The sequence below is a fragment of the Serratia sp. BNK-17 genome (genome assembly GCF_048684935.1).
In the GTDB taxonomy this organism is placed as follows: Bacteria; Pseudomonadota; Gammaproteobacteria; order Enterobacterales; family Enterobacteriaceae; genus Serratia; species Serratia nematodiphila.
In genome coordinates this window covers 528,839-548,239 of the sequence record NZ_JBLQTR010000001.1, presented here as the reverse complement: position 1 = coordinate 548,239, position 19,401 = coordinate 528,839, and the positions used below count along the sequence as shown (strand labels likewise).

The following is a 19,401-nucleotide window of genomic DNA, read 5'->3' as shown; positions in this document are numbered from 1 at the left end:
CCGTGAAACAAGCGCCGCATGCATATTCCGCCGGCGCGGCGCCGATGCTACAGTAAGCCGCAATCGATTGAGGAGCGAAGAGCCGCATGACGCGTGGGTTATTGATCATTTTGGGCTGGCTGGCGGTGGTGCTGGCGACGTTGGGCGTGGTGCTGCCGCTGCTGCCGACCACGCCGTTCCTGCTGTTGGCCGCCTGGTGTTTCGCCCGCTCTTCGCCGCGCTTTCATCACTGGCTGCTGCACCGTTCCTGGTTCGGCCCTTACCTGCGCCACTGGCAGCAGCATCGCGCGCTGCCGCCGGGGGCGAAGTGGAAGGCGGTGCTGGTGATCGTGCTGACCTTCGCCTGTTCGCTGTGGCTGGTGAAAATCTGGTGGGTGCGCGGGCTGTTGCTGCTGATGCTGGCCATTTTGCTGACCTTTATGCTGCGTCTGCCGGTTATTGACCTGCCGCAACAAAAACAGCGCTGATTGTGCGCCGCTGGTTGCATTTGTCCGCCAGTTTGCATAGATTTGGGCGTTTTCGTGCGCGGATCGCCTGCCATTTCTTCTCCGGTGTGTTTCTCCCGGGGGCGGCGGGTGAGCGGCGCGCCGGTTTTCAGGCAGTTTTATCAGGCAACAATTATGACCGCTACTGCGCAGCAGCTTCAGTTTATTAAAGACAGTATCAAAACCATCCCGGATTATCCGAAGCCGGGCATCCTGTTCCGCGACGTGACCAGCCTGCTGGAAAACCCGTTGGCCTATGCCGCCAGCATCGAGCTGCTGGTTGAGCGCTATCGCGAAGCGGGCGTGACCAAGGTGGTGGGTACCGAAGCGCGTGGTTTCCTGTTCGGCGCGCCCGTCGCGCTGGCGCTGGGCGTCGGTTTCGTGCCGGTGCGCAAACCGGGCAAACTGCCGCGCGCCACGCTCAGCGAAAGCTATGAGCTGGAGTACGGCACCGACAAGCTGGAGATCCACACCGATGCCATCACCGCGGGTGACAAAGTGCTGGTGGTGGACGATCTGCTGGCGACCGGTGGCACCATCGAAGCGACCACCAAACTGATCCGCCGTCTGGGCGGTGAAGTGAACGACGCCGCGTTCATCATCAACCTGCCGGATCTGGGCGGGGAAGCGCGTCTGAACAAGCTGGGCATCGATTGCTACTGCCTGGTGGACTTCGCCGGCCATTGATGCGGCATTGCCCCTTGGGCACAACGGCCTCGCGGATCGCCGCGGGGCTGTGTTAGCATGACCCTCCAGATTCCTCGACTTCTCCGGTATTAATGAGCTATCAGGTTCTCGCCCGTAAGTGGCGCCCTCAAACGTTCGCAGACGTGGTCGGCCAGGAACATGTCCTGACCGCGCTGGCCAACGGCCTCTCACTGGGGCGGATCCATCACGCCTATCTGTTCTCGGGCACGCGCGGCGTGGGAAAAACCACCATCGCCCGCTTGCTGGCCAAAGGCCTGAACTGTGAAACCGGCATCACCGCCACGCCATGTGGCCAATGCGACAACTGCCGCGAGATCGAGCAGGGGCGCTTTGTCGATCTGATCGAGATCGACGCCGCTTCCCGAACCAAGGTGGAAGATACCCGCGATCTGCTGGACAACGTCCAGTACGCGCCGGCGCGCGGCCGCTTCAAGGTCTACCTGATCGACGAAGTGCATATGCTCTCGCGCCACAGCTTCAACGCGTTGCTGAAGACGCTGGAAGAGCCGCCGCCGCACGTCAAATTCCTGTTGGCCACCACCGATCCGCAAAAGCTGCCGGTGACCATTCTCTCGCGCTGTCTGCAGTTCCACCTCAAAGCGCTGGACGTCGATCAGATCCGTCAGCAGCTGGAAACGGTGCTGACGGCGGAGCAGATCACCAGCGACGCCCGCGCGCTGCAGCTGCTGGCGCGCGCCGCCGATGGCAGCATGCGCGACGCGCTGAGCCTGACCGATCAGGCGATCGCCATGGGGCAGGGGCAGGTGACCGCCGCCACCGTCAGCCAGATGCTCGGCACGCTCGATGACGAGCAGCCGCTGGCGATCCTCGAAGCGCTGGTCAGCGCCGACGGCGAAAAGGTGATGGCGCAGGTCGCGCAGGCCGCTTCGCGCGGCGTGGACTGGGAAAACTTGCTGGTGGAGACGCTGGCGCTGCTGCATCGCATTGCGATGGTGCAGCTGTTGCCTTCGATGCTCGACAACCAATACGCCGCCGTGGAGCAACGGCTGCGCGAGCTGGCGCGCACCCTGCCGCCGGCCGATGTGCAACTTTATTACCAGACGCTGTTGGTGGGCCGCAAAGAGCTGGCCTATGCGCCGGATCGCCGCATGGGGGTTGAGATGACCCTGCTGCGCGCGCTGGCGTTTCACCCGAAAGCGGTGATCCCGGAGCCGGTGGCGTTGGTGCAGACCGCGCCGGCGCCGATGGCGCAGCCGCAGCAGGCCGCATCGCCACAGCCGCCGCAGTTTCAGGACGCGCCGCCGCCGCTAGGGCAGCCGGCCGCGCCGCAGCGACAATCATCGGCCCCTTTACCGGATGCCACCGCCCAGCTGTTGAAAGCGCGGTCCCAGCTGCAACGGCAGCAGGGAGCATCCACACCAAAAAAGAATGAGCCGGCGGCGCCAGGAATAGCGCGGCCGGCAAACTCGGCGCTGGGGCGTTTGGCTTCGGTGACCGAGCGCAGCCAGCAGCGCCTGGCGGAGAAGAAGGTGCCGGAAAAACCGGCGAAACCGGAAGCCTATCGCTGGCGCGCGCAAACCGAGCCGGAAGCGGCGCCGGAACCGCTGGCGACGCCGAAAGCGCTGCGCACGGCGTTGGAACATGAGAAAACGCCGGAGCTGGCCGCCAAGCTGGTGGTGGAGTCGCTGGAGCGCGACGCCTGGGCGGCGGAAATCGATAAGCTGAAGATCCCGAAATTGGTGCAGCAGCTGGCGTTGAACGCCTTCAAGCAGCAGCCGGAGCCGGGCAAAATTAACCTCCATCTGCGGTCTTCGCAGCGCCATCTGAATTCGCCTTCGGCGCAGAAGACGCTGGCCGACGCGCTCGGTGAGCTGTACGGCGGCCCGATCGAGCTGACCGTGGTGGAGGACGATAATCCGGCGGAGCGCACCCCGCTGGAATGGCGACAAGCCATCTATGAGGAAAAGCTGGCGCAGGCGCGCCAGTCCATCGAAGCGGATACCAACATTCAGACGCTGCGCCGATTCTTCGACGCGGATCTGGATGAAGAGAGTATTCGCCCCCTTTAAACGCCGCGCGAGGTGCGCGGCCCTAGCGACGAGAGACGACTATGTTTGGTAAAGGCGGTCTGGGCAACCTGATGAAGCAAGCCCAGCAAATGCAAGAAAAAATGCAGCAGATGCAGGAAGAAGTCGCCAAATTGGAAGTGACCGGCGAATCCGGCGCGGGCCTGGTGAAAGTCACCATCAACGGCGCGCACAACTGCCGCCGCGTGGAGATCGATCCTAGCCTGATGGAAGACGACAAAGAGATGCTGGAAGATCTGATCGCCGCGGCGTTTAACGACGCCGCGCGCCGCATCGAAGAGACCCAGAAAGAGAAAATGGCTTCCGTCTCCAGCGGCATGCAGTTGCCGCCTGGCTTCAAGATGCCGTTCTGATGCAAACCAGCCCGCTCCTTGAATCCCTGATGGAGGCGCTGCGCTGTTTGCCGGGCGTCGGCCCGAAATCGGCGCAGCGCATGGCGTTTCAACTGCTGCAGCGCGATCGCAGCGGCGGCATGCGCCTGGCGCAGGCGTTGACGCGCGCGATGTCGGAGATTGGCCACTGCGCCGACTGCCGCACCTTCACCGAACAGGACGTCTGCACCATCTGCGCCAATCCGCGCCGCCAGCAAAACGGCCAGATTTGCGTGGTGGAAAGCCCGGCGGATATCCACGCCATCGAGCAGACCGGCCAGTTCGCCGGGCGCTACTTTGTGCTGATGGGGCATCTGTCGCCGCTGGACGGCATCGGGCCGGGCGATATCGGTCTGGATCGCCTGGAGCAACGGCTGGAAAAGGAAAGCATCACCGAAGTGATCCTCGCCACCAACCCGACGGTGGAAGGGGAGGCGACCGCCAACTACATCGCCGAGATGTGCGGCCAGTATGGCGTGCTCGCCAGCCGTATCGCCCACGGCGTGCCGGTGGGCGGCGAGCTGGAGATGGTCGATGGCACCACGCTGTCGCATTCGCTGGCCGGGCGCCACGCCATCAAGTTCTGATGTTTTCCCGGATGGGGCCGCCCGGCCCCATTGTTTTTTGCCAAAAAAATCCCACCGTCCGCTTGAAAAACAACACCCTGACCCTCATCTGATCCTCATTGTTCGATTTTGGTAGCCATTGTCTTTTGAGGTAATCAATGAGTATGAAAGGTCAAGAAACCCGCGGGTTCCAGTCTGAAGTAAAACAGCTGCTTCATTTGATGATCCATTCGCTGTACTCCAACAAAGAAATTTTCCTGCGCGAGCTGATTTCCAACGCCTCTGACGCCGCCGACAAGCTGCGCTTCCGCGCCCTGTCCGCGCCAGAGCTCTACGCCGGCGACGGCGAGCTGCGCGTACGTTTGTCCTTCGATAAAGAGCAGCGCACCCTGACCATCGCCGACAACGGCATCGGCATGCGCCGCGAAGAAGTGATTGAAAACCTCGGCACCATCGCCAAGTCAGGCACTAAAGCGTTCCTGGAATCCATCGGTTCCGATCAGGCGAAAGACAGCCAGCTGATCGGCCAGTTCGGCGTCGGTTTCTACTCGGCGTTCATCGTGGCGGACAAAGTGACCGTGCGCACCCGCGCCGCCGGCGCCGCCGATGACGAAGGCGTGTTCTGGGAGTCCGCCGGTGAAGGCGACTACACCATCGCCGACATCACCAAAGAGACCCGCGGCACCGAAATCACCCTGCATCTGCGCGAAGGCGAAGATGAGTACCTCGACGCCTGGCGCCTGCGTTCGGTGATCGGCAAATATTCCGATCACATCGCCTTGCCGGTGGAGATCGAAAGCAAAAACGAAGAAGACGACACCGTCACCTGGGAGAAGATCAACAAGGCGCAGGCCCTGTGGACCCGCAGTAAGGCTGACGTGACCGACGAAGAGTACAAAGAGTTCTACAAACACATCGCCCACGACTTCACCGATCCGCTGAGCTGGAGCCACAACCGGGTAGAGGGCAAGCAGGAATACACCAGCCTGCTGTACATCCCGGCGCAGGCGCCGTGGGACATGTGGAACCGCGATCACAAGCACGGTCTGAAGCTGTATGTGCAGCGCGTGTTCATCATGGACGACGCCGAGCAGTTCATGCCGAACTACCTGCGCTTCGTGCGCGGCCTGATCGACTCCAACGATCTGCCGCTGAACGTATCGCGCGAGATCCTGCAAGACAGCCGCGTGACGCAAAACCTGCGCGGCGCGCTGACCAAGCGCGTGTTGCAGATGCTGGATAAGCTGGCCAAAGACGACGCCGAAGGCTACCAGAAATTCTGGCAGCAGTTCGGTCTGGTGCTGAAAGAGGGCCCGGCGGAAGACAACGGTAACCAGGAAGCGATCGCCAAACTGCTGCGCTTCGCCTCTACCCACGGTGACAGCTCGGCGCAGACCGTATCGCTGGAAGAATACGTCGGCCGCATGGCGGAAGGGCAGGAGAAGATTTACTACATCACCGCCGACAGCTACGCCGCGGCCAAGAGCAGCCCGCACCTGGAGCTGTTCCGCAAGAAAGGCATCGAAGTGCTGCTGCTGTCCGATCGCATCGACGAGTGGATGATGAGCTACCTGACCGAGTTCGACGGCAAGCTGTTCCAATCGGTCAGCAAGGCGGATGAAGCGCTGGATAAACTGGCGGATGAAACCGAAGAGCAGAAGGCCGCCGAGAAGCAACTGGAACCGTTCATCGAACGCGTGAAAAACCTGCTGGGCGATCGCGTGAAGGATGTGCGCCTGACGCACCGCCTGACCGATACGCCGGCGATCGTGGTGACCGACGCCGACGAAATGAGCACTCAGATGGCCAAGCTGTTCGCCGCCGCCGGTCAGCAGGCGCCGGAAGTGAAGTACATTTTCGAGCTTAATCCGGAACATGCTCTGGTCAAACGCGCATCCGACGTGGGCGATAACGAACATTTCGCCGAATGGATCGACCTGTTATTGGATCAGGCGCTGCTGGCTGAACGCGGCACGCTGGAGGATCCGAACCTGTTCATCCGTCGCATGAATAAGTTGCTGTCCGCCTAAATTTGAAGATATGCGCCCTTAACGGCACCGTTAGGGGCGCATTTTCGGTTTTTCCCCGCTTTTTCTCGTCTTTTGCTTGCCCACTTTTTTGCACATTCCGCAATCGATTTCCTTCGCGCGCCTTGAGCCTGCCCCCCCTGAAATGGTATCGTTGAGCGTTTTCGCAATTTTATAAAAACTACATAGCAAGGGGATTTACGCAATGCGTATCATTCTGCTGGGCGCTCCGGGCGCTGGTAAAGGTACTCAGGCTCAATTCATCATGGAGAAATACGGCATTCCGCAAATCTCCACCGGTGATATGTTGCGCGCAGCCGTGAAGGCCGGCAGTGAACTGGGCAAGCAGGCGAAAGAGATCATGGACGCCGGCAAGCTGGTGACCGATGAGCTGGTGATCGCGCTGGTCAAGGAGCGCATCGCTCAGGAAGATTGCCGCAAGGGCTTCCTGCTGGACGGTTTCCCACGCACCATTCCGCAGGCTGACGCGATGAAAGAAGCCGGCATCAACGTGGACTTCGTGCTGGAGTTCGACGTGCCGGACGAGCTGATCGTTGACCGCATCGTTGGTCGCCGCGTGCACGCGCCGTCCGGCCGCGTATACCACGTGAAATTCAATCCGCCGCAGGTGGAAGGCAAAGACGACGTGACCGGCGAAGAGCTGACCACGCGCAAGGACGATCAGGAAGAGACCGTGCGCAAGCGTTTGGTGGAATACCATCAGATGACCGCGCCGCTGATCTCTTACTACAGCAAAGAAGCGGCGGCGGGCAACACCCAATACCGCAAAATCGACGGCACCCGCAAGGTGGCCGAAGTGAGCGCAGAGCTGGCGACCATCCTCGGTTGATCGCAAGCGCATCGTGCATGACGCCGGGCCCGTGGCCCGGCGTTTTTTTTTGCCGTTTTCCCGTTAAATTGTGATCGCGGCGGCTTGTTGCAACCGTGCCCGTTAATCGCCCGCGCCAAATGGCGTATAACAAGCCTGCGTTTTCACCCTCAGCAGGGAGCCGGGCATGCTCAGACAAACCACTCTTCTGGCGGAAGCCACCGCGCGCCAGATCGTCCAGCGGGCGATGGGCATCATCAGCCATTCCGTCAACGTGATGGACAGCAACGGCGTGATCATCGCTTCCGGCAATCCGCAGCGTCTGTTTCAGCGCCATGAGGGCGCGGTGCTGGCGTTGGCGGAGAATCGGGTGGTGGAGATCGATCGCGCCACCGCCGAGCATCTGAAAGGGGTGCGGCCTGGCATCAACCTGCCGTTCAGCTTTCGTAATCAGCGAGTGGGGGTGATCGGCATTTCCGGCGAGCCGGCCGAGGTGCGCGCCTACGCCGAGCTGGTCAAGATGGCGGCGGAGATGATGGTGGAGCAGGCGGCGCTGCTGGATCAGCACCAGTGGGAAAAACGCTACCGGGAAGAGCTGGCGAATCAGCTGCTGCAGCCACAGCCGAACACGGCGTCGCTGGAAGCGATGGCGGCGTATCTGGGGTTGGATCTGCGCCAGGCGCGCATCGTGTGGATCGTCGAACTGCAAGAGGCGCAGCCGCACCTGCTGCGCGAGCTGTTGGCGGAGCTGGAGGCCACCCAGCGCGACGCGTTGATCGCCATTACCGGCTTCAATGAAATGACCCTGCTGCGCCCGGCCTGCATGGCTCAGGGCGAATGGAGTTTGAAGCTGGAGCGCCAACAGGCGCAGCGTCTGCAAAACCAGCTCAAGCACCGCTTTCGGGTGCGGCTGATCGTCGGCGGTTTCTACGACGATCCGCAAAGCGCCTACCGCTCCAGCCTGACGGCGCGCGCCACCCAGGCGATGGCGCAACGCCTGAAATTGCGTCACGCCACGCTGTTCTACCACGACTATCCGCTGCCGTCGCTGCTGTGCGATCTGGGAGAGGACTGGCGCGCGCAAGAGCTGGGGCGTCCCTGGCGAACGCTGGGCGAACAGGACGAAAAAGGCGTGCTGCGCAGCACGCTGCGCCACTATTTTTCGCAGAATTGTGATCAGACGCAGACCGCCGCGCAGCTGCATATTCACGTCAATACCCTGCGTTATCGCCTGCAGCGCATCGAAGCGATAACCGGCATGAAAATCAATCAATTAACCGATGCTCTGCGGTTGTATATCGGCATGCTGATGCACGACTGAATTGTGCCAACCCACAAATACCGCGCCGTTCCTTCGGCGATTTTTTGTTGTTTCCCCTCAGGCCAACACCGGGTGCGCGCGATATGTTGGCCTGCACATCAATCACGGAGAAAACAACAATGACAACCGTATCCACTCTGGGGGCGCTGGTGGCGTTAGCCGTCGCCATCGTCCTGATTCTACGCAAGGTGCCGCCGGCTTACGGCATGATTGCCGGCGCGCTGGCGGGCGGGCTGTGCGGCGGCGCCGATCTGGTGCAGACCGTGACGCTGATGATCGGTGGGGCGCAGGGCATCACCAACGCCGTGATGCGCATTCTGGCGGCGGGGGTGCTGGCCGGGGTGCTGATCGAATCCGGCGCGGCGCACACCATCGCCGAAACCATCGTGCGTAAGGTGGGCGAAACCCGCGCGCTGCTGGCGCTGGCGGTGGCTACACTGATCCTGACGGCGGTGGGGGTGTTTATCGACGTGGCGGTGATCACCGTCGCGCCGATCGCCCTGTCGATCGCCCAGAAGGCCGGTATTTCACGCGCGGCGATCTTGCTGGCGATGATCGGCGGCGGCAAGGCCGGCAACGTGATGTCGCCCAACCCGAACACCATCGCGGCGGCGGACAATTTCCACGTGCCGCTCACCTCGGTGATGATGGCCGGCATCGTGCCGGGGCTGTGCGGCCTGGTAGTGGCCTATCTGCTGGCGCGCCGCCTGAGCGATAAAGGCAGCAGGGTGATGGCCGAAGAGCTGACTCAGCATGCCGAAGGGGCGCGGCCTGGCTTCGCGGCGGCGATCAGCGCGCCGTTGGTGGCGATCCTGCTGCTGTCGCTGCGGCCGATCGCCGGGATCGCCGTCGATCCGCTGATCGCGTTGCCGGCCGGCGGTTTGGCGGGCGCGCTGTTGATGGGGCGCATTCGCCAGTGCAATCAGTTCATGGTCTCCGGCCTGTCGCGCATGGCGCCGGTGGCGATCATGCTGCTCGGCACCGGCACATTGGCGGGCATCATCGCCAACTCGGCGCTGAAGGATGTCCTGATTAACGGCTTAACGCACACCGGGCTGCCGGCCTGGTTGCTGGCGCCGCTGTCCGGCGCGCTGATGTCGATGGCGACCGCGTCGACCACCGCCGGCACCGCCGTGGCTTCCGGGGTATTCAGCTCCACGCTGCTGGAACTGGGGGTGAGCGGGCTGGCCGGCGCGGCGATGATCCACGCGGGCGCCACGGTGCTGGATCACCTGCCGCACGGCAGCTTCTTCCACGCCACCGGCGGCAGCGTCAATATGGCGGTGCACGAGCGGCTGAAGCTGCTGCCGTATGAGACGCTGGTGGGGTTCACCATCGCGGCAATCTCGGCGCTGATGTTTGGCGTATTTAACCTGGCGGGATAAGGAACAGTGATGAAAACGCTGAAAAAAGTGGTTATTGCCCCGGATTCTTTCAAAGAGAGCCTGAGCGCGCTCGGCGTCGCTGACGCTATCGAGCGGGGATTCCGCCAAATCTACCCGCAGGCGCACTACGTGAAGTTGCCGATGGCGGACGGCGGTGAAGGGACGGTGGAGTCGATGGTGGCGGCCACCGGCGGCGAGATCGTCCAGGTGACGGTCACCGGGCCGCTGGGCGAGCCGGTGCAGGGGTTCTATGGCCTGCTGGGCGACGGCGCAACCGCGGTGATTGAAATGGCCGCCGCCTCCGGGCTGCATCTGGCGCCGCCTAATCGGCGCGATCCGCGCATCACCACCAGCTACGGCACCGGTGAACTGATGTTGGCGGCGCTGGAACGCGGCGTGAAGGCGATCATTCTCGGCATCGGCGGCAGCGCCACTAACGACGGCGGCGCCGGGATGATGCAGGCGCTGGGCGTGAAGTTGCTGGATAAGGATCGTCGCCCGCTGCCGGTGGGCGGCGCGGCGCTGGCGCAGCTGGCGCAGCTCGATCTCGCCGGGCTGGACGCGCGCTGGCAACGGGTGAGCGTGACCGCCGCCTGCGACGTCGATAACCCGCTGTGCGGCGAAAAGGGCGCCTCGGCGGTGTTCGGGCCGCAGAAGGGGGCGACGCCGGAGATGGTGGCGCAGCTCGATGCGGCGCTGCACCACTACGGCGAGCTGCTGGAACGGGAAACCGGCCGCGCCGTGCTCACCCAGCCGGGCGCGGGGGCGGCGGGTGGCATGGGGGCGGCGCTGCTCGGCATACTCAGCGCGCGCTTGCGGCCGGGCATCGAGATTGTCACCGAAACTCTGCGCCTGGATGAGGCGGTGCGCGATGCCGATCTGGTGATCACCGGCGAAGGGCGGCTGGACAGCCAGTCGATTCACGGCAAAACGCCGATCGGCGTGGCGCGGGTGGCCAAGCGCCACGGCGTGCCGGTGATCGCCATCGCCGGCAGCCTGACGCCGGATTATTCGGTGGTGCATCAGCACGGCATCGATGCGGCGTTTTCGGTGCTCGATCGCATTGTGACGCTGGAAGAAGCGCTGACGGACGCCGATCGCAATCTGCAGGTGACGGCGCGCAACGTGGCGGCGGTATGGCAGCTGGCGCAGGGAGGAAGCCCACAGGCATAGCCTGTTGCTGTTATCGGTTTCGATGCAGGACTTTTCCGTTACAATAGCCGGCATTAATGGCTGCTGACATCCCGACCCAGAACGGAATGCCGGCCGGAAAGGAAATGAGGGGAACTGAGATGAAGCAAGAGAAACACGGCGTATTGCTGGTGAACCTGGGCACGCCAGATGCGCCGACCTCGTCGGCGGTCAAACGCTATCTGAAGGAATTCCTCAGTGACGATCGCGTGGTCGACACGGCGCCGCTGATCTGGTGGCCGATCCTCAACGGCGCGATCCTGCCGATCCGCTCACCGCGCGTGGCGAAACTCTATCAGTCGGTGTGGATGGAAGAGGGCTCGCCACTGCTGGTGTACAGCCGCCGCCAACAGCGGGCGCTGGCGGCGCGCATGCCGAATACGCCGGTGGAGCTGGGCATGAGCTACGGTTCGCCAAGCCTGGCGGAAGCCATCGACAAGCTGCTGGCGCAGGGCGTGACCAACCTGGTGGTGCTGCCGCTCTATCCGCAATATTCCTGTTCCACCAGCGCGGCGGTATGGGATGGCGTGGCGCGGGTGCTGAAAGGCTATCGCCGCTTGCCTTCTGTGGCCTTCATTCGCGATTACGCCGAACACCCGGCCTATATCGCCGCGCTGCAGCAAAGCGTGGAGCGCTCGTTCGCCGAGCACGGCCAGCCGGACCGGCTGGTGTTGTCGTTCCACGGCATCCCCAAGCGCTATGCGCGGCTCGGCGACGACTACCCGCAGCGCTGCGAGGATACGCTGCGTGCGCTGAGCGCCACGCTGCCGCTGGCGCCGGAGCGGGTGATGATGACGTACCAATCGCGCTTCGGCCGCGAGCCGTGGCTGACGCCGTACACCGATGAAACCCTGAAGGGGTTGCCGGCGCAGGGCGTGAAGCACATTCAACTGATTTGCCCCGGCTTCTCGGCAGACTGCCTGGAAACGCTGGAAGAGATCAAAGAGCAGAATCGCGAGATCTTCCTTAAGGCCGGCGGCGAGAAGTTTGAATATATCTCGGCGCTGAACGACGAGCCGGCGCATATCGACATGATGCAGCAGCTGGTGGCGCAGCGTCTGTAATCATCCATAATCTGTCTATTAGGTGCATCGTGATCGGGCGGGGATGTGTTAACATTCTCCGCTTGTTAAACCGTCACCACCGCCAATCACATGAAATTTCCTGGTAAACGCAAGTCCAAACACTATTTTCCGGTGAGCGCCCGCGATCCGCTTCTGCAGCAGGCCCAGCCCGAAAGTGAAATCAGCACCTCGTATATTGTCGGCATCGACCAGACGCTGGTGGATATCGAGGCAAAAGTGGACGATGCTTTTGTCCAGCGTTACGGCCTGAGCCTGGGCCACTCTTTGGTGATCGAAGACGACGTCGCCGAGGCGCTGTATCAGGAACTGAATGAAAACAACCTGGTCACCCATCAGTTCGCCGGCGGCACCATCGGCAATACCATGCACAACTATTCGGTGCTGGCGGACGATCGTTCGGTACTGCTCGGCGTGATGTGCAGCAACGTGAAAATCGGCAGCTACGCCTACCGTTATCTGTGCAATACCTCCAGCCGCACCGATCTTAACTATTTGCAGGGCGTTGATGGCGCCATCGGCCGCTGTTTCACGCTGATCGGCGAAAGCGGCGAGCGCACCTTCGCCATCAACCCCGGCCAGATGAACCAGCTGCGCCCGGAAAGCATTCCTGAAGAGGTGATCGCCGGCGCGTCGGCGCTGGTGCTGAGTTCTTACCTGGTGCGCTGCAAGGAAGGGGAGCCGATAAAGGACGCTACCCTGCAGGCGATCGAGTACGCCAAAAAACACGATGTGCCGGTGGTGCTGACCCTGGGTACCAAGTACGTCATTGCCGACAACCCGCAGTGGTGGCGCGACTTCCTGAAGGAAAATGTGACGATTCTGGCGATGAACGAAGACGAAGCGCTGGAGCTGACCGGGCTGAGCGATCCGCTGACCGCCTCGGACATGGCGCTGGAGTGGGTGGATCTGGTGCTGTGCACCGCCGGGCCGAATGGCCTGTATATGGCGGGCTACACCGAAGAAGCCAATAAGCGCCAGACCCAGCACCCGCTGCTGCCGGGGCATATCGCCGAGTTCAACCGCTACGAGTTCAGCCGCGCCATGCGCCGCGAGCACTGTGAAAATCCGCTGCGCGTTTATTCGCATATCGCGCCGTATATGGGCGGGCCGGAGAAGATCATGAACACCAACGGCGCCGGCGACGGCGCGCTGTCGGCGTTGCTGCACGATATCGCCGCCAACGGCTATCACCGCCACAACGTGCCGAACTCCAGCAAGCATGTGCGCAGTTACCTGACCTACTCCTCCCTGGCGCAGGTGTGCAAATACGCCAACCGCGTCAGCTACCAGGTGTTGAACCAGCATTCGCCACGCCTCACGCGCGGCCTGCCGGAGCGGGAAGACAGCCTGGAAGAGTCCTACTGGGAGCGTTAACCTATTGAAAAGAAAAGGTCCGGCATGCCGGACCTTTTTTTATGCGCGGGCCTCAGATCGGGCAGCCGCCCATTTTTTCTTCTTCGCTCAGGGTGTCCAGCTGCAGGATGTTCAGCATGCTGTTGGCGATCTCGCGTTCGCCCATGACCACCTGATTGGCGCCGCGATCGGTGATGTAGGCCACTTCATCGTCGTAGTGGGCGCGGGCGATGATCTCGATGTTCGGCCGCTTGGTGCGCGCCGAGGCGACGATCTCACCGGCCTCATAGCCGTTGGGGATGGTCAGCAGCAGCCAGCGCGCGCAGTCGAGCCTAGCCAGATCCATCACTTCCGGATTAGCGGCATTGCCCAGCACCGTCTTGATACCCTGTTCGCGCAACGCTTCCACCCGCGGGCGTGAATTCTCGATCACCACCAGCGGAATCCCCGCCTCGGCCAGTTTGCCGCCCAGCAGGCTGCCGACGCGGCCGTAGCCGACCACCAGCGCGTGATTGCACATATCCACCGGGATCTGTTTCTCTTCTTCCACCGCCTCTTCGAGGATTTGCTCTTCGATGGTTTCGGTTTTGGCCAGATAGCGTTCCAGCAGGGTGAACAACAGCGGGTTGAGCATGATGGACAGAATGGCGCCGGCCAGCACCAGATTGCGGCCGTGCTCCGACATCATGCCGAGCGCGATGCCGAGGCCCGCCAAAATAAAGGCGAACTCGCCGATCTGTGCCAGGCTGGCGGAAATGGTCAGCGCGGTGCGCTTGGAGTGACCGAACATTTTCACCAGCAGGAACGCGGCGGCGGATTTGCCGAACACGATGATCGCCAGCGTCGCCAGCACCGCCAGCGGTTCGTTAATCACGATCATCGGATCGAACAGCATGCCGACCGAGACGAAGAACAGCACCGCGAACGCGTCGCGCAGCGGCAGGGTGTCGTGCGCTGCGCGGTGGCTCAGCTCGGACTCGTTCAGCACCATGCCGGCGAAGAAGGCGCCCAGCGCAAAGGAAACGTCGAACAGCTTCACCGCGCCGTAGGCGATGCCGAGCGCCAGCGCCAATACCGCCAGGGTGAACAGCTCGCGCGAGCCGGTGCTGGCGGTTTTCGACAGGATCCACGGCACCAGGCGGCGGCCGACCACGATCATCAGCGCGATGAAGGCGATGACTTTACCGATGGTCAGCGCCAGCTCCATCAGCAGCTGGCTGCTGCTGGCGTTGTCATTGCCCAGCATATTGCCGAAGGCCGGCAACAATACCAGAGTCAGCACCATCGCCAAATCTTCGACGATCAGCCAGCCGATGGCGATTTGCCCGCGCTGGCTGTCGATCAGTTGCCGTTCCTCCAGGGCGCGCAGCAGCACCACGGTGCTGGCGGTGGAGAGGCAGAGGCCGAACACCAGACCGGAGATCAGATCCCAGCCGAGCAGCTTGGACAGCCCCATGCCGAGCAGGGTAGCGACGGCTATCTGCGCCACGGCGCCGGGAATGGCGATAGATTTTACTGCGAGGAGGTCTTTCAAAGAGAAGTGCAGGCCAACACCGAACATCAACAGGATAACGCCGATTTCCGCCAGTTCCGGCGCCAGTGAGGTGTCGGCGACGAAACCGGGGGTGAACGGGCCGGCGAGCACCCCTGCGGCCAGATACCCCACCAGAGGGGAGATGCGCAGGCGGTTCGCCAGCATGCCGAGGAGGAAGGCGAGTACTAACCCTCCGACGATGGTGGTGATGAGCGGTGTTGAATTATGCATCCATACTCCTTCTGGCTATGCATCGCGGCACGGGAGAAACGCAACAAAGTTACGAAAAGATACATTTAGTTTATTGCATTTGTTCGCGGCTTGCTTGGCTAATTTGGCCTTTTTTGTAAAAAAGCAGAGGATTTCACTTAAGGCATGGCAATAAGGGGGTTTTGTGGCAGATAAACCAAATAACATTGATTTATCCGTAGGATAACCCGGATGAATAAATAATTTCATCCGGGCAGACAGCGGGGTTATTGCGCTTTATGCTCCATATTGGGCAGTAGCGCGGTAATAATGCCGATCAGTGGCAGGAAAGCACAGATTTGGTAGACCAGTTCGATACTGGTCAAATCGGCGACATAACCAAGAACTGCCGCACCTAACCCGCCCATACCGAAAGCAAAACCGAAGAATAAGCCGGAAACCATGCCCACTTTACCGGGGATCAGCTCCTGAGCGTAGACCAGAATGGCGGAGAACGCCGAGGCGAGAATAACCCCGATGATCACCGTCAAAATGCCGGTCCAATAGAGGGATGCATAGGGTAAAACAAGGGTAAACGGCGCAGCGCCGAGAATAGAGCCCCAAATTACGTATTTACGCCCTATCTTGTCGCCAATAGGCCCGCCGATAATGGTGCCTGCTGCTACCGCAAACAGAAAGGCGAACAGGTGAATTTGGGCATTCTGCACCGAAACACCGAACTTATGTATCAGATAAAAGGTGTAATAGCTGCTGATGCTGGCCAGATAGAAGTATTTGGAGAAAATCAGCACCAGCAGGATGCCCAGCGAGTAGGCCACGGTACGTTTTGGCAGCGGTTTCAGCAGCGAAGGGCTTTTCGGCTGCCCTTTAGTTGCCCGATGCTGATGTTGATACCACTTGCTGACCTGCAGCAACACCACGATCGCCAGCAGCGCCGCCAGCGAGAACCAGGCGACGTTGCCCTTGCCGTAAGGCGCGATGATCAGCGCCGCCAGCAGCGGGCCGAGCGAGCTGCCGAAGTTGCCGCCGACCTGGAACAGCGACTGCGCCAGGCCGTGCCGCCCGCCGGAGGCCATGCGCGCCACGCGCGAGGATTCCGGGTGGAAGACCGATGAGCCGGTGCCCACCAGCGCCGCCGCCAGCAGCACCAGCGGGAAGGTGCTCGCCACCGACAGCAGCAGCAGGCCGGACAGGGTAAAGCCCATGCCGATCGGCAGCGAGTAAGGCTGCGGGTGTTTATCGGTGTAATAGCCGATCAGCGGTTGCAGCAGCGAAGCCGTTAGCTGATAGGTCAGGGTAATCATGCCGATCTGCACGAAGCTGAGGTGGAAATCGGCTTGCAGGATCGGGTAAATCGCCAGGATCAGCGACTGGATCATATCGTTGAGCAGGTGAGACACGCTGATGGCGCCAAGGATGGAGAAGGCGGTGCCTTTCACCGCACTGCCTTTGGCGGGCGGTATCGCGCTTTGGCTACTGTCGGTCATATTATTATTAGCCTGATAAGTTGTTGAGCACAGAGATGACATCTTAGGCAGGACGTTCAATTTTTACCATATCTGAAATAATCAGACTCACATCGCAAAAAATTGAAATCAGCTGTTATTAATTCGCGCTACAATTTCGGCCTCATCATAAAAGCCATTTAATACACGGAGATCCGCCATGCGTTTTTCGCTGAAAACCACCGCATGCGCGTTGGCCGTTTCCCTGACGTTGCTGTCGGGGGCCGCCAGCGCCTGGGAAAAGGATAAGACCTACGCCATCACCATTCTGCACACCAACGATCATCACGGTCACTTCTGGCAGAACGATCACGGCGAATATGGCCTGGGCGCGCAGAAAACGCTGGTGGACGGCATTCGTCAGGAAGTGGCGGCGCAGGGTGGCAGCCTGCTGTTGTTGTCCGGCGGCGATATCAATACCGGCGTGCCGGAATCGGATCTGCAGGACGCCGAGCCGGACTTCCGCGGCATGAACCTGGTGGGTTACGACGCGATGGCGATCGGTAACCACGAATTCGACAACCCGCTGAGCGTGCTGCGCCAGCAGGAGAAGTGGGCGACCTTCCCGCTGCTGTCCGCCAACATTTATCAGAAAAGCACCGGCCAGCGCCTGTTCAAGCCTTACGCCCTGTTCGACAAGCAGGGCATCAAGATCGCGGTGATCGGCCTGACGACCGACGATACCGCCAAGATAGGCAACCCGGAGTACTTCACCGACATGGAGTTCCGCGTGCCGGCGCAGGAGGCGAAGCAGGTGGTGGAGCAACTGCGTAAGGACGAGAAGCCGGACGTGATTATCGCCGCCACCCACATGGGGCACTATGACAACGGCGAACACGGCTCTAACGCGCCGGGCGACGTAGAGATGGCGCGCAGCCTGCCGGCCGGATATCTCGACATGATCGTCGGCGGCCACTCGCAGGATCCGGTGTGCATGGCCGGCGACAACCGCAAACAGGCGGATTATGTGCCGGGCACGCCGTGCTCGCCGGATCGCCAGAACGGCACCTGGATCGTGCAGGCGCACGAGTGGGGAAAATACGTGGGGCGCGCCGATTTCGAATTCCGCAATGGCGAGCTGAGGCTGGTGCATTATCAGCTGATCCCGGTGAACCTGAAGAAGAAAGTGGAGAAAGCGGACGGCACCAGCGAGCGGGTGTACTACACCCGGCAGATTGCGGAAGATCCGGCCATGATGAAGCTGCTGACGCCGTTCCAGGATAAGGGCAAGGCGCAGCTGGAAGTGAAAATCGGCAGCGTCAACGGCAAGCTTGAAGGCGACCGCAGCAAGGTGCGCTTCGTGCAGACCAACCTGGCGCGGGTGATGCTGGCCGCGCAGAGGGAGCGCGCCGACGCCGACTTCGCCGTGATGAGCGGCGGCGGGGTGCGCGATTCGATTGAAAGCGGCGATATCACCTACAAGAATGTGCTCAAGGTGCAGCCGTTCGGCAACACCCTGGTGCATGTCGATATGAAAGGCAGCGAGGTTGAGCAGTACCTGGCGGTGGTGGCCAACATGAAGCCGGATTCTGGCGCCTACGCCCAGTTCGCCAACGTCAGCCTGGTGGCGGACGGCAAGGGCGTCAGCGAGGTGAAGATCAATGGCCAGCCGCTGCAGGCGGATAAAACTTACCGCATGGCGACGCTGAACTTCAACGCGCTGGGCGGCGACGGCTATCCGAAGCTGGACGGGCTGCCGAGCTACGTCAACACCGGCTTTATCGACGCCGAGGTGCTGAAGCAATACATCGAGAAACACTCGCCGCTGGATGCGGCGGCTTACGAACCGAAGGGCGAAATCGTGTATCGCTAGAAGCGTCGCGGAACGGCGCTCTCGCTTGTCGCGGGGCGCCGTTCCCGCCGTCGCTTTTCTCCTCTGAATCAACGCCTTTTGTCAGCGTTGCCGTTTTAAACGGCGTCTTACTTTCTTCTCTCCATATACGCCCTCGGCGGGCAGCCTGCCATATTCTTGAAAAAAGTGGCGAAGGCGCTGTCGCTGGAAAACGCCAGCCGACCGGCGACGTCGGATTGGCTCAGCCCTGCGGCCAGCATCTCTATCGCTTTGATCAGGCGCCATTGCTGGCGCCATTGTTGATAACCGAGACCGGTTTCACGGCGGAAAATCCGGCTGATGGTTTTCTCGGAAGCGCCGCTATAGCGCGATAGCTCGTGCAGCGGCGGAAGCATGTCCAGATTGGCCAGATGGCGCAGGCGGCGGTCGCTGGGCAGCGGCAGCAGCGTCAGTTCGCGCGGCGCGGCGGCGATCTCGTCCAGGCAGACCGCCAGAATATTGGCGTAAGGCCCATGCTGCCAGTCGGTGTCGAAGGCGGCGAACGCGATGCGTTCCAACACCTCGCGCAGCAGCGGCGAGGCTGTCAGTACGGCAAGCTGCGCTGGCAGACAGGCATAGCGATCGGCGTCGAGATAAAGCGAACGGTAACCGACGACGCCGTTGACCTGAACGCGGTGAGCCACCTGCGGCGGGATCCAGGCGACTCTGCCCGGCGGCAGCATACAGATGCTTTGGTTGAGCGTGATGCGCATGCTGCCTTGCTGACAGAACAGCAACTGCCCCCTGTCATGCCAATGCGTGCCCGAGTCGTGCTGCGCCAGTTCGGCGGCGATCCCGAGTACGCTGTTGTCGAGCGTATCCGGATTAAAACTGTCCTGCGCCTGAAGCCACGCCATAGCCTGTCCGATTTTGTAAATTTATTGTCTTTTATATTGTAATCGGCGCTGGGACCAGATGCTACCTTGTGCAGCCTATTCTTGGCTACAGGATC

16 protein-coding genes and 1 other annotated feature are annotated in these 19,401 nt (G+C 61.5%); of the genes, 13 read left to right on the top strand and 3 right to left on the bottom strand.

Annotation, left to right across the window (positions count from 1 at the left end):
- The first annotated feature begins 86 nt into the window (after nt 1–86).
- The 12 genes from ACMGF7_RS02725 (at nt 87) to ACMGF7_RS02670 (ending at nt 13,390) form a co-directional block, all read left to right on the top strand.
- Nucleotides 87–467 carry a DUF454 family protein gene (locus tag ACMGF7_RS02725; protein WP_004940275.1) on the top strand — a complete coding sequence of 127 codons (381 nt, stop codon included), beginning with the start codon at nt 87–89 and terminating at the stop codon, nt 465–467.
- A 153-nt stretch (nt 468–620) separates the two neighbouring features.
- Nucleotides 621–1,172 carry an adenine phosphoribosyltransferase gene (apt, locus tag ACMGF7_RS02720; protein WP_015376864.1) on the top strand — a complete coding sequence of 184 codons (552 nt, stop codon included), beginning with the start codon at nt 621–623 and terminating at the stop codon, nt 1,170–1,172.
- 92 nt (nt 1,173–1,264) lie between these two features.
- Nucleotides 1,265–3,223, top strand: coding sequence for a DNA polymerase III subunit gamma/tau (gene dnaX, locus ACMGF7_RS02715; protein ID WP_164095467.1), 1,959 nt, complete (start codon nt 1,265–1,267; stop codon nt 3,221–3,223).
- Nucleotides 2,556–2,620 (top strand) — a sequence feature (DnaX frameshifting element). Its footprint overlaps the gene before it by 65 nt.
- 41 nt (nt 3,224–3,264) lie before the next feature.
- Nucleotides 3,265–3,594 carry a YbaB/EbfC family nucleoid-associated protein gene (locus ACMGF7_RS02710; RefSeq protein WP_004940264.1) on the top strand — a complete coding sequence of 110 codons (330 nt, stop codon included), beginning with the start codon at nt 3,265–3,267 and terminating at the stop codon, nt 3,592–3,594.
- On the top strand, nt 3,594–4,199 hold the full coding sequence (gene recR, locus ACMGF7_RS02705; RefSeq protein ID WP_004940263.1) for a recombination mediator RecR: 606 nt from the start codon (nt 3,594–3,596) through the stop codon (nt 4,197–4,199). Before ACMGF7_RS02710 ends, recR begins: the two co-directional genes overlap by 1 nt.
- 143 nt (nt 4,200–4,342) lie before the next feature.
- Complete coding sequence (gene htpG, locus ACMGF7_RS02700) at nt 4,343–6,208, top strand: molecular chaperone HtpG (RefSeq protein WP_420286349.1); 1,866 nt, start codon at nt 4,343–4,345, stop codon at nt 6,206–6,208.
- A 202-nt stretch (nt 6,209–6,410) separates the two neighbouring features.
- Nucleotides 6,411–7,055 carry an adenylate kinase gene (gene adk / locus ACMGF7_RS02695; protein ID WP_004940261.1) on the top strand — a complete coding sequence of 215 codons (645 nt, stop codon included), beginning with the start codon at nt 6,411–6,413 and terminating at the stop codon, nt 7,053–7,055.
- A gap of 166 nt (nt 7,056–7,221) precedes the next feature.
- The gene (locus tag ACMGF7_RS02690; RefSeq protein ID WP_021504663.1) at nt 7,222–8,355 is read left to right on the top strand and encodes a sugar diacid recognition domain-containing protein; all 1,134 of its coding nucleotides are present in this window, start codon (nt 7,222–7,224) and stop codon (nt 8,353–8,355) included.
- 119 nt (nt 8,356–8,474) lie between these two features.
- Nucleotides 8,475–9,740 carry a GntP family permease gene (locus ACMGF7_RS02685; RefSeq protein WP_016928831.1) on the top strand — a complete coding sequence of 422 codons (1,266 nt, stop codon included), beginning with the start codon at nt 8,475–8,477 and terminating at the stop codon, nt 9,738–9,740.
- Between the two features lie 9 nt (nt 9,741–9,749).
- Nucleotides 9,750–10,913, top strand: a complete 1,164-nt coding sequence (locus ACMGF7_RS02680) for a glycerate kinase (RefSeq protein WP_197800125.1) — start codon at nt 9,750–9,752, stop codon at nt 10,911–10,913.
- A 119-nt stretch (nt 10,914–11,032) separates the two neighbouring features.
- The gene (gene hemH / locus ACMGF7_RS02675) at nt 11,033–11,995 is read left to right on the top strand and encodes a ferrochelatase (protein ID WP_004940253.1); all 963 of its coding nucleotides are present in this window, start codon (nt 11,033–11,035) and stop codon (nt 11,993–11,995) included.
- Between the two features lie 90 nt (nt 11,996–12,085).
- Nucleotides 12,086–13,390: an inosine/guanosine kinase gene (locus ACMGF7_RS02670; protein ID WP_004940249.1), complete on the top strand. Its 1,305-nt coding sequence runs from the start codon at nt 12,086–12,088 to the stop codon at nt 13,388–13,390.
- Between the two features lie 52 nt (nt 13,391–13,442).
- Here ACMGF7_RS02670 and ybaL read toward each other — a convergent pair whose 3' ends face one another.
- Nucleotides 13,443–15,134: a YbaL family putative K(+) efflux transporter gene (ybaL, locus tag ACMGF7_RS02665; protein WP_033633981.1), complete on the bottom strand. Its 1,692-nt coding sequence runs from the start codon at nt 15,132–15,134 to the stop codon at nt 13,443–13,445.
- Nucleotides 15,135–15,379: 245 nt separating this feature from the next.
- On the bottom strand, nt 15,380–16,600 hold the full coding sequence (locus ACMGF7_RS02660) for an MFS transporter (protein WP_049242770.1): 1,221 nt from the start codon (nt 16,598–16,600) through the stop codon (nt 15,380–15,382).
- 178 nt (nt 16,601–16,778) lie between these two features.
- Here ACMGF7_RS02660 and ushA point away from each other — a divergent pair, with 178 nt between their 5' ends.
- Nucleotides 16,779–18,431, top strand: coding sequence for a bifunctional UDP-sugar hydrolase/5'-nucleotidase UshA (gene ushA, locus ACMGF7_RS02655; RefSeq protein ID WP_049242769.1), 1,653 nt, complete (start codon nt 16,779–16,781; stop codon nt 18,429–18,431).
- Between the two features lie 107 nt (nt 18,432–18,538).
- On the opposite strand, the gene ACMGF7_RS02650 is transcribed toward ushA, so the two are convergent.
- Nucleotides 18,539–19,306, bottom strand: a complete 768-nt coding sequence (locus tag ACMGF7_RS02650) for an AraC family transcriptional regulator (RefSeq protein WP_197798662.1) — start codon at nt 19,304–19,306, stop codon at nt 18,539–18,541.
- Between the last annotated feature and the right edge of the window lie 95 nt (nt 19,307–19,401).

Excerpts from the sequence above, each read along its gene's own strand:
- ACMGF7_RS02725 (WP_004940275.1), top strand. The coding sequence starts at position 87 with ATGACGCGTGGGTTATTGATCATTTTGGGCTGGCTGGCGGTGGTGCTG.
- apt (WP_015376864.1), top strand. The coding sequence starts at position 621 with ATGACCGCTACTGCGCAGCAGCTTCAGTTTATTAAAGACAGTATCAAA.
- dnaX (WP_164095467.1), top strand. The coding sequence starts at position 1,265 with ATGAGCTATCAGGTTCTCGCCCGTAAGTGGCGCCCTCAAACGTTCGCA.
- ACMGF7_RS02710 (WP_004940264.1), top strand. The coding sequence starts at position 3,265 with ATGTTTGGTAAAGGCGGTCTGGGCAACCTGATGAAGCAAGCCCAGCAA.
- recR (WP_004940263.1), top strand. The coding sequence starts at position 3,594 with ATGCAAACCAGCCCGCTCCTTGAATCCCTGATGGAGGCGCTGCGCTGT.
- htpG (WP_420286349.1), top strand. The coding sequence starts at position 4,343 with ATGAAAGGTCAAGAAACCCGCGGGTTCCAGTCTGAAGTAAAACAGCTG.
- adk (WP_004940261.1), top strand. The coding sequence starts at position 6,411 with ATGCGTATCATTCTGCTGGGCGCTCCGGGCGCTGGTAAAGGTACTCAG.
- ACMGF7_RS02690 (WP_021504663.1), top strand. The coding sequence starts at position 7,222 with ATGCTCAGACAAACCACTCTTCTGGCGGAAGCCACCGCGCGCCAGATC.
- ACMGF7_RS02685 (WP_016928831.1), top strand. The coding sequence starts at position 8,475 with ATGACAACCGTATCCACTCTGGGGGCGCTGGTGGCGTTAGCCGTCGCC.
- ACMGF7_RS02680 (WP_197800125.1), top strand. The coding sequence starts at position 9,750 with ATGAAAACGCTGAAAAAAGTGGTTATTGCCCCGGATTCTTTCAAAGAG.
- hemH (WP_004940253.1), top strand. The coding sequence starts at position 11,033 with ATGAAGCAAGAGAAACACGGCGTATTGCTGGTGAACCTGGGCACGCCA.
- ACMGF7_RS02670 (WP_004940249.1), top strand. The coding sequence starts at position 12,086 with ATGAAATTTCCTGGTAAACGCAAGTCCAAACACTATTTTCCGGTGAGC.
- ybaL (WP_033633981.1), bottom strand. The coding sequence starts at position 15,134 with ATGCATAATTCAACACCGCTCATCACCACCATCGTCGGAGGGTTAGTA.
- ACMGF7_RS02660 (WP_049242770.1), bottom strand. The coding sequence starts at position 16,600 with ATGACCGACAGTAGCCAAAGCGCGATACCGCCCGCCAAAGGCAGTGCG.
- ushA (WP_049242769.1), top strand. The coding sequence starts at position 16,779 with ATGCGTTTTTCGCTGAAAACCACCGCATGCGCGTTGGCCGTTTCCCTG.
- ACMGF7_RS02650 (WP_197798662.1), bottom strand. The coding sequence starts at position 19,306 with ATGGCGTGGCTTCAGGCGCAGGACAGTTTTAATCCGGATACGCTCGAC.